Below are 14,168 nucleotides of genomic sequence, written 5' to 3' on the forward strand. Positions count from 1 at the left end.
GATGGGTCGCCTGACCGGCAAGACGGCTCTCATCACCGGCGCGGGCGCCGGCATCGGACGCAGCGTCGCCGAGCGCTTCGCCCGGGAAGGCGCCAGAGTGCTCATCGCCGATCGCGATGCCGCTGCCGCCGCCTCCGTCGCAGGAGCGATCGGCGGACAGGCGCGTGCCGTGGTCGTCGACATCTCGGATGAGCCGTCGGTGGCCGCCGCGTTCGCAGAATCGGTCGCAGACGGTTGGTCGCCCGATGTCGTCGTCGCGAACGCCGGCGTGCAGCTGTTCGGCCAGGACGCCAAGGCCGCAGACCTCGATCTCGACGTCTGGCGCCGCACGATCGACATCAATCTGACGGGCACCTTCCTCACCGTGAAGCACGCGGTCCGGGCGATGCTGACCTCGGGCGGAGGATCGATCATCCTGACCGGCAGCCCGACCGGCGTGAACGGCGAGGGCCAGGACTTCACGGCCTACTCGGCGTCGAAGGCCGGCATCCACGGGCTCGCCCGCACCGTCGCCGCAGCGTACGCCCGCGACGGCATCAGGGTGAACACCGTGGTGCCCGCCTACACGGAGACCGGACTCGTGTCGACGATCTCGGACGATCCCGAGTCTCGCGCGGCGATCGTCAGCCGCATCCCGGTCGGCCGCGCCGGCACTCCCGCCGACGTCGAGGGCATCATGGTGTTCCTGGCGTCGAGCGACGCGGACTTCGCGACCGGAGCCCTCTTCGCCGTGGACGGCGGGATGACCACCCTGTGAGCCGCGGTGCGGGGATCACTCGATGATCCCCGCACTCCCCTACGATTGCGTCACAGCGCATACCGTGAGGGGGTGCCCATGAGCGATTCCCGAGCGAATCCCACCATCAACGCGGTGGCCCGTGAAGCCGGGGTGTCGGTGGGCACCGTGTCGAATGCGATCAACACGCCTGAGCGCCTGGCGCCGGAGACCCTGCTGCGCGTGCAGGAGGTCATCGACCGCCTCGGCTACATCCGTAGCTCCGCGGGGCGGACGCTGATCCGCAACCGCTCCGATGCACTGGGTCTCATCACACCCGACCTCGTGAACATCCTGTTCGTCGAGATCTCGCGGGGCGCACAGCTCACCGCCGCAGCCAACGGCCGCTACCTGATGATGGCGAACAGCCTGTTCAACGCGCACGAGCTCGCCGCGGGCACCGTGCAGCACGACCTCCAGGACGAGTTCCTCGAGCACTTCGCCGAAGCGAGGACCGGCGGGATCATGGTCGCGTCGATGCGAGACCCCACCACGGGGATCGCGCGGATCCGAAACCACGTGCGACCGATCGTGGTCGTGAACTACGACGTGCCCGATGCCGACTGGTGCACGGTTCTGATGGACAACGAGCAGGTCGGCAGAGCGGCGATCGATCACATCGCGGATCTCGGCATCCGACGAGCCTTCTTCCTGTCCATCCCCGATCTCGTGCAACCCGTCGTCGAGCGTCGCCGAGGGCTCCGTGAGGCCGCCGCCGACAGAGGGGTGGACATCACCGAGATCGAGTCCGCCGGACTCATGGCCGCTGACGGACGTCGCGCGGCGGAGAGCATCCTCCCTCTGCTCGGCGGCGAGCGGTGCGCGATCCTGGCCATCAACGACAAGGTCGCTCTGGGCGCCCTGCATCTGCTGCGCGAGCACGGCGCGCTGAGGGTGCCCGAGGACGTCGCGGTGGTCGGCATGGACGGGGATCACCGCGACGACGGGGCGGACTGGATGACGCTGACGTCGATCGAGCTTCCCGGATTCGCGATGGGAGCCGAAGGGGTGCGGCTGCTGGCTGCCGAGGCAGAGCCGGACCACGTGCATGAGCGCGTCGCGCTGCCCGTACGCATCAGCCCGGGCGAGAGCACTCTCGGCTCGGCCGCGCCGCGCACCGAGGTGTGAGCAGCCCGGCGATCTTCACCCGATATTGGTCAACCGGTTAGGGTGGAGTGGTGGACTCGACGACGACTTCCTGGTGGCGCACCGACGAGACGCTCTGGACATCCGGCGGCTGGAGCCTGGCGTTGCGCGGCGACGAGCTGGCCGAGATCCGACATGACGGACGGATGCTGCTGCGGGGCGTCCGCGCGGCGGTGCGCGATCACGGCTGGCTGACGGTTCCGGTCGGCGTGGAGGCCGTGGAGTCAGGCGATGACACCCTGATCCTGACCCTCCGTCACGAAGGCCTCGGCGCGAAGATCTCGTCCCGACTCTCGGTGACGGCGACCCCGCGCCGACTCGAGATCGAGTGGGATGGCGTGAACGACGCCGATCTCGACACCTGCCGCGTGGGTCTCGTGATCCTGCATCCTGCGGCGAGCGCGGGCCGCGGCGTCGAGGTCGCGCACACCGACGGCAGTGGCAAGGCGACGCGCTTTCCCACCGCGATCAGTCCGCACCAGCCGATCAGGGACATCCGCGAGCTGCGCCTCGACGCGGGCCCCACGATCCGCTTCGAGGGCGACATCTTCGAGATGGAGGATCAGCGCAACTGGACGGATGCGTCCTTCAAGACCTACAGCCGGCCGCTCGACCTGCCGTACCCGTATCGTCTGCACGCCGGCGAGCGCGTGCATCAGACGGTCACGATCGAGGCGCCGGGAAGCCCACCGGATGCGCTCGCTGCGGAGGCCGCGGCGGCCGTGATCGAACTGTCGGAGTGCGGCCCCTTCCCGCAGATCGGCGTCGAGGCGTCCACGGCACCCGCCCCCGTCGGCCAGTCCGGCCTCGGAGACTTCCGGGTCGTCGAGCTCGACCTCACGACCCCGCCCTGGGCGGCGGCGCTCTCGCGCGCCGCCGACGACGGCATCCCGCTCGATGTGCGGGTGGTCACCGACGGCTCGTCCGGCCCTCTGCACGATGCCGTACGAGCGCTGTGCGGCCACCAGGTCGCCCGTGTCACCGCATTCGATGCGGCGCTGCACGTGAGCGACGGCCCGACGGTCGACGCGCTGCGCAGGGCGCTCACGGATGCCGGTCTCGAGGTGCCGGTCGTCGCCGGGGCGCGATCCCATTTCACCGAGCTCAACCGCGAACAGCAGCGCATCCCGCGCGATGTGGACGGCATCGCGGTCACGACCACTCCCCTCTTCCACACCCGCGACACCGAGCAGCTCGTCGAGGCCCTGGCGATGCAGCGACTCATCGCGCGGCAGAGCGTCGACATCGCGAGCGGACTGCCGGTGCACATCGGCCCTGTGTCGCTCAGGCCGCGCTTCAACAACGTCGCGACGAGTCCCGAGCCGAAGCCCGCACGCTCCGACCTCGACGAGGGGTACGGCGCGCAGTTCACAGGATCAGACGATGACCGCCAGAGTGCGGCGGAGCTGGCCGCCTGGCTCGTCGCGAGCGCGGCGGCGCTCGCCGTGCCCGGCGTCGCGACGATCTCGTGGTTCGAGACCACCGGGCCCCGCGGGCTCACCGGGACCCCGGCCGAGAAAGCCCTGACGACGCTGCTCGCGCTCGGGGGAGGAACCCTGCTCACCGGCGACAGTCCCGACGGACTGATCTGGGCGCTCGGGTCGCGAACGGATGCCGGTGACGAGATCCTCGCCGCCAACCTCGACCGGACTCCACGACGCTTCTCGGTGCGCACGAGCGACGGCGCCGCGCTCGACGTGGATCTGGGCGGCGGCGAGTGGACTCGCCTGTCAGGCGCCCGCAGCCCCGACTAGCGCCGAGTGGTGTCAGCCGAGCGCGACCGCCAGTCGTACTCGGGGGCGAACCCCAGCCGCTCCTGGATCTTGCGCACCGAGAACAGCGATTCGTGCGAACCGAGGTCGTCGGCCACCGGCACGCCCGGGAACCAGAGCTCGGCAGCTTCACGCGAGGGGGCTTCGATGCCGGAGAGCGGATGCGCGACGTGGTAGATCTCTAACCCCGGCTGTGCGTGCTGCAGCGCCAGGGAGACGGCCTGGGCTCCGTCTCGGGCATCGACCCAGGATCCGAGCAGGTCGCGGCGATACCCGGGCTCGGCCGCACGCGCGAACGTCCCATACTCGTCTGCTGCGACGACGTTGGTGAAGCGCAGGGCGGTAATCGAGGTGCCCTCCGCCCAGTGGACGAGCTGCGCGGCCATGGCCTCCTCGACGATCTTGCCGAGTGCGTAGGTGTTGAACGCCTGCGCGTGGGTCTCGTCGAGGGGCAGGAAGGGAGGCGGAACCTCGTAGGGGAAGCCGGTGGCGGTGATGCTCGATGCGGTGACGACCGTGCGGATGCCCGCCCGCTGGGCGGCGAGAAGCACGTGGTACGACGCCATCACGTTGTTCTCGAACGTCGTGACATCGGGAACGAGACCGTTGACGGGGATGGCGGCCAGATGCACCAGCGCATCGAGCCCCGCATGGCGCGCGGTCACCCCGAGGAACGCATCCAGCACCTGCCCGTAGTCGGCGAGGTCCACCCGTGTGAAGCCGGAACCCGCCGGCCCTGCAAGGTCGAAGCCGACGACCTGATGCCCCTCGTCGCGCAGTCGCGCCACGGTCGCCCTGCCGAGCTTGCCTTCGCTGCCGGTGACACCGATGATCATGTGCAGGCTCCTCCGAATGTGGTGCGGGTCCATACGGCGTAGCGACTGGCGTACGACGCCGCCATTGAATATTCTTTCGTTAGCGAATCATCATGAGATCGCGAGAGAGGACGGCTCTGTTGCCTTCGAACACCTACAGCCGACCGCCCGACGGACAGGTGCGACTGATGACGAAAGTCGCCCGCATGTACCACGAGCGCGGCATCCGCCAGGCCGACATCGCCGACGCCCTCAACATCTCGCAGGCCAAGGTCTCGCGTCTTCTCAAGCGCGCCACGGCCATGGGCATCGTCCGCACGATCGTGACGGTCGCGCCTGGCGTGTACGCCGAGACCGAGGAGCTGCTCGAACAGCGATTCGGTCTGGCCGAGGCGGTCGTGGTCGATGTCGACCCCGATGCGGATCGCGACGAGACCCTGGCAGCTCTCGGCGCGGGAGCCGCTGCCTACCTCGAGGCGACGCTGTCGGGCACCGACCGCATCGGCGTCTCGTCGTGGAGTCAGACGCTGCTCGCCGTGGTCGACCGCATGCGGCCGTTCGCCGCCCGCGGCGCCACCGAGGTCGTGCAGTTGCTCGGCGGCTCCGGGGCACCGGAGGTGCAGGGCCACAGCCACCATCTGCTCGGCGATCTCGCGCGCACCCTCGGCGCCGAGGCCGTGCACGTGCAGGCGCCGGGCATCGTGGCCAATGCCGCGATCAGGGACTCGCTGCTCGACGACCCCTCGATGCAGGAGATCAGCCGACGCTGGCGCGAGCTCACCATGACCATCATGGGCATCGGAAACATCGAGCCGAGCGATGTGCTCGCCTCCAGCGGCAACGCCTTCGCCGCGAACGAGCGTGCAGAGCTGCTGGCAGACGGCGCCGTCGGCGACATCTGCCACCGCACCTACCGACTCGACGGCAGCCCCGTGCAGGAGAGCTTCGACGAGCGCGTGATCGCGATCCCCGTCGACGATCTGCGCCGCATCCCCCGCCGCCTCGGCATCGCCGGAGGTGCGCACAAGGTCGACGCGATCCGCGGCGCACTGGCCGGCGGATGGGTCAATGCGCTCGTCACCGACCTCGGCACGGCGCGTTCGCTGCTCGAGTCCTGAGCGCTGGCGGTCAGCGCGCGGCGAGCGCATCGCGGAGTCGGGTGATCCCCGGTTCCAGGCTCGTCAGCACAGGCACGTCGACGCTCGCCCCGGCCGCCGCGCTCGCCATCGACGCCTGTGCGAGCACGACCACGTCGGCCCGCGCGGCCAGCCGTTCGATGGCCGCCGCGACGAGGGAGTCATGAGTCGCCCGGTCACCGGAGGCCACGGCGGCGAAGGCGCCGTCGACGACCTCGCTGATGATCTCGGGGGCGGCACCCGCGAGCTCCGCCCGCTCGGCGATCAGCGCCGTCGTCGGCGCCAGCGTGGTCGGCAGCGTCGCGATGACGGCGATCCGTGCCCCCGCGGCGACGGCCTGATCGGCCATCGCCTCGTCGATGCGCAGCACCGGGATGCCGACCTTCGCGCCGAGACCCGCGGCGAATCCCGAGATCGACGAGCAGGTCAGCATGACCGCATCCGCCCCCGCCGACTGCGCGGCGCGGACGAGATCTTCGAGGCGATCCTCGACCGACGCGGCACGGTCGGCATCGCCGAGATCGGCCACGATCTTGTCGTCGAGATAGTTCACGGTCGAGGCGTCGGGGAGCAGACGCCTCGCGAGCTCGGCGACCGGCGGGATCACGACGGCCCCGGTGTGCAGGAAGGCGATGCGGGTCATGACTATCCCTTCACGGAGCCGGCGGCCATGCCGGCCATGATCTTCTTGTTGAGGAACACGAACACGATCAACAGTGCCACGATGTTGATGCTGATGGCCGCGAACAGCGGGCCGTACTGCGTCGACCCGTACTCGTCGTTCATGCTCAGCAGGCCCACCTGGATCGTGGCGAGCTCGGGCTTCGACGTGAACGTCAGCGCGATCAGCAGGTCGTTCCAGACGCTGAAGAACTGCACGAGCGAGATCGTGAGAATGGCGTTCTTCATGAGCGGGAGACCGATGACGAAGAACTGCTTGAGCGGGCTGCAGCCGTCCATCGTCGCCGCCTCGAAGACTTCACGGGGCACTGACCGGAAGTACGTGGCCATGAGGAAGGTCGTCAGCGGGAGTCCCATCACCGTGTAGGTGATGATGAGCGGCCACAGCGAGTTGGTCAGACCGAGCTTGAAGTAGACCGTGAACAGCGGGACGAGGATCATCTGTCCCGGCACCATGATGCCGGCGAGGATGAGCAGCAGCGTCGTGTGCCGCCCCTTCCAGATCATGACCTCGAGCGCGAAGCCCGCGGCCACGCCGAGCAGCACGATCAGGGCCACTGACGGCAGGGTGACGAGGAGGCTGTTGCGGTAGTTCGTCGCGACGTTGCCGCGGGTGAAGGCCTGGATGTAGTTGTCGAGGTTGAAGGCCTCGGGCAGCGCCCACGTCGGGTTCGAGAGGAACTCCGCCTGGGTCTTGAACGAGCCGAGGATCATCCACACCTGCGGGTACAGGACGATGATCAGCAGCAGGGTGACCACGAACCACACCGGGATGCGGCGGATCACGCGCAGGAGCTGACGCCCCGCCTGCGGCTGCGAAGGCGCCTTGCGGGAGAGCGGCCGTGCGCTCACCAGGGTCTGCGTCTCGGTCATCTCACGCCTCCGCGTTCTTCTTGCTCGACGACCGGAACACCGCGAGCGTGAACACCAGGCAGAGGATGGTGAGCACGAGGGCGATGGTGCTGCCGTAGCCGTATTCGGCGTATTCGAACGCCGTGCGGTACATGTACAGGGTCAGTGGCGCCGTCGAGGTGCCGGGGCCGCCGCCGTTCAGGGCGAGCAGGCTGTCGAACACCTTGAGCGTGGAGTTGAAGCTGAAGATGATCGAGGAGATCAGGATCGGGAGCGAGAGCGGGACGACGATGTGCCGCACCAGCTTGAGGCCGTTGGCACCGTCGATGCGTGCCGACTCGATGACCTCGTCGGGGATGTCGAGCAGGCCGGTGTAGAGGAGCACGGCATAGAAGCCCATCGAGCTCCACCATGTCATCGCCAGCGCGACGCTCATGGTGCCCACCGTCGAGGCCAGGAACTCGACACTGCCGAGTCCGAAGAAGTTGAGGAGATCGTTGACGGGCCCCTGGTTGTCGCCGACGGCGACGAAGCTCTTGAAGAGCAGGGCGACGGCGACGGTCGGCAGCACCATCGGGAAGAACACCGCGGTGCGCAGGAACGCGGATCCCTTGCGCAGCACGAACACGTACAGCAGCGCGAGCAGGTAGCCGAAGACGATCTGGCCCGCGGTGGCGAGCACCGCGAAGATGATGCTCACCCAGAGCGACTGGATGCCGGCCGGGTCCTGGAAGAACTTCGCGAAGTTGTCGACTCCGACGAACTCGAAGCCGCGTAGGGTGTTGCCCTCGAAGAACGAGAGGCCGAGCGACCAGGCGACCGGGACCAGCTTGAGCGCCACGTAGAGGATCAGGGCGGGGGCGAGCAGGATGATGATCGTCTTGCGATCACCGAAGACTCGATTCATGGGCGTGCTTTCGTGACGTGTGTCGGCCCGGGCCCGCACGGAGCGGGCCCGGGCCGGAGATCAGTGTCCGATGCGGACGAGGGACGTCATCGGTTCTGGTCGATGCTCTGCTGCAGCTGAGACATGTAGTCCTCCGCCGACAGCTGGCCCGAGACGAGGAGCGACATGTTGGACTGGGCGAGGCTGGTGGACTTGCCGTCCATCAGGGCCTCGAACCAGAGCACGGTCTCCTCGACCTCGGCGACCTTCTCCTGGATCGCCTGCGTGGTGACGGGGAGGTCGGCGACCTCTTCGTTCACCTTGAACCCGGAGATGACACCGGCATCCGACAGCGCCTGCGCACCGTAGTTCTCGGCGATGCACGACAGCCAGTCGCCGACCTTGGGACCGAAGGTCTTGGGGTTCATGGCGAAGGCGGTGCCGGCGTTGGCGGGCCACTGATCGATGGTGCCCTTGCCGCCGTCGACCGCGGGGAACGGCATGAAGCCGACGTTGTCGAGACCGATCTGGTTCTCGTCCTCGTTGTTGATGTTGCTGAGGAGCCAGGTGCCGTCGTACTTCATCGCGGCCTTGCCGGTGAGGAAGTCGTTTGTGGCAGCAGCAGGATCCTTCGAGATGAAGCCGTCACCGAAGTAGCCGGCCGCCGCGAGATCGGCGACGGCCTGCGCGGCCTCGACGTAGTCGGGGTCGGTGAGCTTGGCCTCGTCGTCGCGGATCGCGGTCATCGCGTCGGGACCGGCGAGCCGGTAGGCGTACATGCCGATGAGGCGGGTCACGGGCCAGGCCGCGGCGCCGGCCTCGGCCATCGGCGTGTAGCCGGCGGCGAGGAGCGTGTCGTTGGCGTCGAGGAGTTCGTCCCAGGTCTGGGGCTCGTCGATATCGAGCTCGGCGAAGATCTCCTTGTTGTAGAAGATGCCCTCGAGGTTGTACTGATACGGCAGCGAGACCATCTGCCCGTAGACGTTCTCGATGGTCGAGGAGGCCGCGGGCAGGATCTGGTCCCAGACTCCCAGGTCGTCGAGTGCCTTCTTGTAGTCGAGCACGAGGTCGGCGGCGCCGAGGTCTCCGTCGGGGCGCACCATGGCGGTACCTGCGATGAAGTGCGCAGGCAGCGAGTCCTGGCTGGCGAGCAACGTGACCTTCTGCACGACATCGGCCTGGGCGACCGTCTGGTGCTCGAGCGGCAGCGCGTCGTTCTCGGCCTGGCAGGCGCCCTCGGCGAGCGCGTCGAGCTCGGTGGCGAGTGTGGTGTTCTCGTTGGCGCTGAGGACGGTGAAGCTTTCGGGATCGGTGCCCGTCGCACCGCCGGCCGCGCCGCCGTCGCCGCCCTCGGCGGCACCCGTCGAGCACGCCGCGAGCGAGGCGATGGTGAGCAGGGCGAGTCCCGACGCGAGAAGCGCACGGGGAGTGCGGCGAGAGTTCATTGAGGCGTCCTCCTTGACGTCGATGGTGCTGTGTGTCGGTGTGAGTGAAACGTTACGGATTTTGTCGATGCGTGTCAACACTCAGTACTGAAAGAATATTCACTTGGGCTCGAAAACGTGCCATACTGCCATTCGAACGACCGCTCGATTCGACACAGGGACCGCTCAATGACGACCTCTTCCCCCCACGCTCCGCTCCGCCCGCTGCACGCCGCAGAGGCGCGCTGGTCGAGCGGCTTCTGGGGATCCGTGCAGCACCGCACCTTCTCCTCGACCGTGCCCGGCATCTGGCAGTCGCTCAGCGACGGCGACGTGAGTCCCGGCCTGCGCAACTTCCGCATCGCGGCGGGCCTCGAAGACGGCGCACACGACGGCCCGCCCTTCATGGACGGCGACTTCTACAAGTGGCTCGAGGCCGCGATCGCTCAGCTCGAGGTCGCACCCGATGCCGCGCTCGCCGCGCAGATCGAGGAGCTCGCCGAGCTCATCGCCTCGGTGCAGCGCGAGGACGGCTATCTGCACACGCCGGTGCTCATCCAGAGCCGTCACGCCGAACAGGCCGTCGCCCTCGCCGACCGCTTCCACTTCGAGACCTACAACCTCGGCCACCTCATCACGATGGGCGTGCGGCACTTCGAAGTCACCGGCAGCACCACGCTGCTCGAGGTCGCCCGGCGCGCAGCATCCTTCCTCGAAGACCTGGCCGTCGACAAGCCGGTCGAGCTCGCCCGCAGCGCGATCTGCCCGTCGCACTACATGGCTGTCATCGAGCTGTACCGCGCGACTCAGGACCCGCAGTACCTCGAACTCGCAGAGGCGTTCCTCCGCGTGCGCGACGACTTCGACGGCGGCGACGACAACCAGGACCGCCTGCCCGTTCGCGAGCAGAAGGTCGCCGCGGGGCACGCGGTACGCGCCAACTACCTCTACGCGGGGCTCGCCGACCTGGTGGCCGAGAACGGCGACCAGGAACTGCTCGCCGTGCTCGAGGGCGTGTGGAACGACGTCGTCGACACCAAGCTCTACATCACCGGCGGATGCGGGGCCCTCTACGACGGGGCATCGCCCGATGCCTCGCCGTGGCAGCAGGACATCAGTCGCGTGCACCAGGCATACGGACGCGCGTTCCAGCTGCCCAACACCACCGCCCACAACGAGTCGTGCGCGAACATCGGCATGATCCTGTGGAGCGAGCGGATGCTGTCGCTCACCGGCGAGGCCCGCTACGCCGACGTGATCGAGCAGATCGCCTACAACAGCCTGCTCGCGAGCATCAGCCTCGACGGGGCGGAGTACTTCTACACCAACCCTCTGCGCCAGGTGCGCGACCTGCCGTTCCCGCTCCGCCGCCCCGGCGACACCGCGATCCACCCCGTGCCGAGCCCACCGCCCTCCGACGAGCGGCTTCGCGAGCGCTACCTCAGCTGCTTCTGCTGCCCTCCGAACATCGCACGCACGCTCGCCCGCTTCCACGAGCGCGCGGCCTCGCTCTCCCCCGACGGGCTCTTCGTGCACCAGTACGGCGGCAGCTCGATCGATCTCGCCGGCGGCCTGCTGAGTCTGAGGGAAGACAGCGACTACCCGTGGAACGAGCAGATCACGTTCACGGTCACCGCTGCCGCCGAGGGGGGACTGCCGGTGCATCTGCGCATCCCCGGCTGGTCGACAGGCGCGACGCTCACCGTGAACGGCGAAGCCGTCACCGCATCGGAGCCCGGCACCTACACGCGCCTCGAGCGCACGTGGGCCGAGGGTGACGTCATCGTGCTCACCCTGCCCATGCCCGTGCGGGTGCTTCGCGGTCACCGGCTGGCCGAGGAGATCACGAATCAGGTCGCCGTGCGACGCGGACCCGTCGTCTACGCCCTCGAGAGCACCGATCTGCCAGACGGAGTGGTGCTCGAGCAGGCCGCCGTGCGCCGCGGCGCGTCGTTCGAGACGACGACCGGCGAGATCGCCGGCTCCTCCGTGACCGTGCTCACCACACAGCTCGCGGTCATCCCGGATGCCGACGAAGACGCCCTCTACGCCGACCTCGACGACGCGGCGCTGCAGACGGTGCCGGTCACACTCATCCCCTACTTCGCGTGGGGGAACCGGGGCCCCTCCGAGATGTCCGTCTGGCTGCCGGTGGTGTGGTGATGACGACACAGGCGGAACACGTGATCGCGACGTACGTCATCGAGACGTCGCTGCCACTGGCACACGCGGCCGAGGTGCTCGCCGGCGAACAGTCGACCGGCACGTTCGTGCGCGTCGAGCGCGAATCCGACGAGGTGCGTGCGCGCTTCGCCGCCCAGGTCGAGAGCCTCACCGAGATCCCGCTCACCGGCGCGTCGCCGCTGCCGGGCGCCGTGGGTGACCCCGCCCTGCGTCGCCGCGCCGTGCTGCGCCTGCGCTTTCCCCTCGACAACTTCGGACCGTCGCTGCCGAATCTCCTGGCCGCCGTCGCCGGCAACCTCTTCGAGATCAAGGAGCTCGCAGCGATCAAGCTGATCGACCTCGATCTGCCGCCGGCCTTCGCCGCGCGCTACCCCGGCCCCAAGTTCGGCGTCGAGGGCACACGACGGCTCATGTCGCGCCCGGAGGGGGCGATGATCGGCACGATCGTGAAGCCCAGCATCGGGCTCTCGCCCGAGCAGCTCGGCGAACTCGTCGGGGAGCTCGCCGCGGCGGGCGTCGACTTCATCAAGGACGACGAGCTGCAGGGCAACGGGCCGGCGGCACCGCTCGAGGCCCGCGTCAAGGCGGTGATGCCGGTGCTGCTGCGGCACGCCGACCGCACCGGTGTCATGCCGATGTACGCGTTCAACATCACCGACGACATCGGGCGACTCGAGGCCAACCACGACCTCGTGGTATCGGCCGGGGGCACCTGCGTCATGGCCTGCGTGAACCTGGTGGGCTTCGCCGGACTCGAGTTCCTGCACCGCCACGCCGAGGTGCCGATCCATGGTCACCGCACCATGCTCGGGGGCATCATGCGGTCGGAGCAGGTCGGGATAGGGTTCCGAGCATGGCAGAAGATCGCACGGCTCTCCGGCGCCGACCACCTGCACACCAACGGCATCAGCAACAAGTTCTACGAGACGGACGCTGAGGTGCTCGACTCGATCGCCGCGGTGCGGCAGCCGCTTCTGGGCATCACGCCGACCGTGCCCGTGCTCTCCAGCGGTCAGTGGGGCGGGCTGGCGCACGCGACATACGCCGCCGTCGGCACGAGCGACGTGCTGGTGCTCGCCGGCGGCGGCATCCACGGGCATCCCGACGGGGCCGCGGCCGGCGTCTCGAGCATGCGCGAAGCCTGGGCATCGGCCGAACGCGGCGAGACGCTCGACGACGCGCTCCGCGCCTCGGCCGAACTGCGGCGGGCGGTCGAGCGCTTCGGACCGGCCCGTGTCTGAGGCACCGGAGATCACGACCGCGAGACGGATGCGCGTCGGCTACTACGGCGACGACTTCACAGGCAGCGTCGACGTGCTGCTGCAGTTCGCGCGGCACGGGTGGTCGGGAAGGCTCTTCGTCGGGGTTCCGGATGCCGATCGGCTGCGCGAAGCGGCATCCGCCCACGACGTCGTGGGGATCGCGGGCATCGCACGCTCGTTGCCCACCGCACGCATCGAGGCCGAGGTGCGGCCGGCACTGGAGGCGCTGCACGCCCTCGCACCGCAGATCATCCAGTACAAGGCGTGCTCGACGGCCGACTCCTCCCCGACGATCGGGAGCATCGGGCGCGTCATCGAGGTCGGACGCGAGGTCATCGGCGACGCCGTCGTACCGATGCTGTTCGCGCAGCCGGACTTCGGGCGCTACACGGTGTTCGGCACGCATTTCGCGGCGGAGGACGGAGTCGTCCACCGGCTCGATCGCCAGCCGACGATGTCGACGCACCCGTCGACGCCCATGCACGAGGCGGATCTGGCTCGGCACTTCTCGGCACAGACCGCGCTGCCGGTCGGCGGCATCCACCACACCGAGTATGTGGACCTGGCCGGCGCCCTGGCCCGATCTCCGCATGCGGCGGTCGTGCTGGATGCCGTCGACAACGACGACGCGGTGGTCGTCGGCCGGGCCGTGCTGACCGCGCCCGCCCCGGTGTTCGCGATAGGCTCCGGCGGTCTCAGTTGGGGCATCGGCGCAGCCGAACCCCGAGACACCGTCGCGCTTCCCTCCTCTACCCCGGCCCTGGGCCCGGTGCTCGCCGTCTCGGGGAGCCGCTCGGCGCAGACGAGACGCCAGATCGAGCACGCGCGGGAGGCGGGGTGGATGGTCACCCCGCTGTCGTTCGCAGGCGGCTCCACGCAGATCACCGCCGTGCGCGACGCTCTCGCCGCGGGCCGCAGCGTCGCCCTCACCTCGGACGACGCCCCTGTCGCGCCCGACACCCTCGAGCGCATCGCCACGGTCGCCGCCGAGGCGATCCGGGGCGTCGCCGACCTCACGCGCCGGGTCATCGTGGCCGGCGGCGACACCAGTGGCCGCGTCACCCGCCTGCTCGACGTGACGTCGCTCGAGATCGCGGCGAACCCGGTCGGCAACGTGGTGCTGCTGCGAGCCGCCTCCGACGCCCCCGACATCGACGGCCTCGAGCTGCTGCTCAAGGGCGGCCAGGTCGGAGCGGACTCGCTGTTCGACGACATCCGCGCGCTCGGCGCCTGAG

The 14,168-nt window shown here is 68.9% G+C and carries 12 protein-coding genes; 7 read left to right on the top strand and 5 right to left on the bottom strand.

Annotated elements, in window-relative coordinates; genetic code table 11:
* Position 1: 1 nt before the first annotated feature.
* From ACZZZN_RS12250 to ACZZZN_RS12260, 3 genes are all read left to right on the top strand, one after another.
* On the top strand, positions 2-757 hold the full coding sequence (locus ACZZZN_RS12250) for an SDR family NAD(P)-dependent oxidoreductase (RefSeq protein WP_463505419.1): 756 nt from the start codon (positions 2-4) through the stop codon (positions 755-757).
* A 78-nt stretch (positions 758-835) separates the two neighbouring features.
* A complete protein-coding gene (locus ACZZZN_RS12255; RefSeq protein ID WP_463505420.1) occupies positions 836-1,903 on the top strand; it encodes a LacI family DNA-binding transcriptional regulator in 1,068 nt (355 codons plus the stop codon).
* Positions 1,904-1,953: 50 nt separating this feature from the next.
* Positions 1,954-3,675: a hypothetical protein gene (locus ACZZZN_RS12260; RefSeq protein ID WP_463505421.1), complete on the top strand. Its 1,722-nt coding sequence runs from the start codon at positions 1,954-1,956 to the stop codon at positions 3,673-3,675.
* Here the strand turns inward: ACZZZN_RS12260 and ACZZZN_RS12265 are convergent.
* On the bottom strand, positions 3,672-4,529 hold the full coding sequence (locus tag ACZZZN_RS12265; protein WP_463505422.1) for an NAD-dependent epimerase/dehydratase family protein: 858 nt from the start codon (positions 4,527-4,529) through the stop codon (positions 3,672-3,674). The two genes, ACZZZN_RS12260 and ACZZZN_RS12265, sit on opposite strands and share 4 nt — an antisense overlap.
* Before the next feature lie 167 nt (positions 4,530-4,696).
* Here ACZZZN_RS12265 and ACZZZN_RS12270 point away from each other — a divergent pair, with 167 nt between their 5' ends.
* Positions 4,697-5,626, top strand: coding sequence for a sugar-binding transcriptional regulator (locus ACZZZN_RS12270; protein WP_463505423.1), 930 nt, complete (start codon positions 4,697-4,699; stop codon positions 5,624-5,626).
* A gap of 10 nt (positions 5,627-5,636) precedes the next feature.
* Here ACZZZN_RS12270 and ACZZZN_RS12275 read toward each other — a convergent pair whose 3' ends face one another.
* The 4 genes from ACZZZN_RS12275 to ACZZZN_RS12290 form a co-directional block, all read right to left on the bottom strand.
* Entirely contained in the window at positions 5,637-6,287 is a 651-nt protein-coding gene (locus ACZZZN_RS12275) for an aspartate/glutamate racemase family protein (protein WP_463505424.1), read from the bottom strand.
* A gap of 2 nt (positions 6,288-6,289) precedes the next feature.
* Positions 6,290-7,198 (bottom strand): carbohydrate ABC transporter permease, encoded by a 909-nt coding sequence (locus tag ACZZZN_RS12280; RefSeq protein ID WP_463505425.1) that lies wholly within the window; start codon positions 7,196-7,198, stop codon positions 6,290-6,292.
* A 1-nt stretch (position 7,199) separates the two neighbouring features.
* A complete protein-coding gene (locus ACZZZN_RS12285) occupies positions 7,200-8,084 on the bottom strand; it encodes a carbohydrate ABC transporter permease (protein ID WP_201468832.1) in 885 nt (294 codons plus the stop codon).
* A gap of 86 nt (positions 8,085-8,170) precedes the next feature.
* A complete protein-coding gene (locus ACZZZN_RS12290; RefSeq protein ID WP_463505426.1) occupies positions 8,171-9,508 on the bottom strand; it encodes an extracellular solute-binding protein in 1,338 nt (445 codons plus the stop codon).
* A 168-nt stretch (positions 9,509-9,676) separates the two neighbouring features.
* Here ACZZZN_RS12290 and ACZZZN_RS12295 point away from each other — a divergent pair, with 168 nt between their 5' ends.
* The 3 genes from ACZZZN_RS12295 to ACZZZN_RS12305 are packed head-to-tail and all read left to right on the top strand — an operon-like array spanning position 9,677 to position 14,167.
* Entirely contained in the window at positions 9,677-11,650 is a 1,974-nt protein-coding gene (locus ACZZZN_RS12295; protein ID WP_463505427.1) for a glycoside hydrolase family 127 protein, read from the top strand.
* Positions 11,650-12,912 carry a RuBisCO large subunit C-terminal-like domain-containing protein gene (locus tag ACZZZN_RS12300; RefSeq protein ID WP_463505428.1) on the top strand — a complete coding sequence of 421 codons (1,263 nt, stop codon included), beginning with the start codon at positions 11,650-11,652 and terminating at the stop codon, positions 12,910-12,912. The genes ACZZZN_RS12295 and ACZZZN_RS12300 overlap by 1 nt, the downstream gene beginning before the upstream one ends.
* Complete coding sequence (locus ACZZZN_RS12305; RefSeq protein WP_463505429.1) at positions 12,905-14,167, top strand: four-carbon acid sugar kinase family protein; 1,263 nt, start codon at positions 12,905-12,907, stop codon at positions 14,165-14,167. The genes ACZZZN_RS12300 and ACZZZN_RS12305 overlap by 8 nt, the downstream gene beginning before the upstream one ends.
* The last annotated feature ends 1 nt before the right edge of the window (position 14,168 follow it).

This window comes from Microbacterium sp. AC145, from assembly GCF_979258505.1.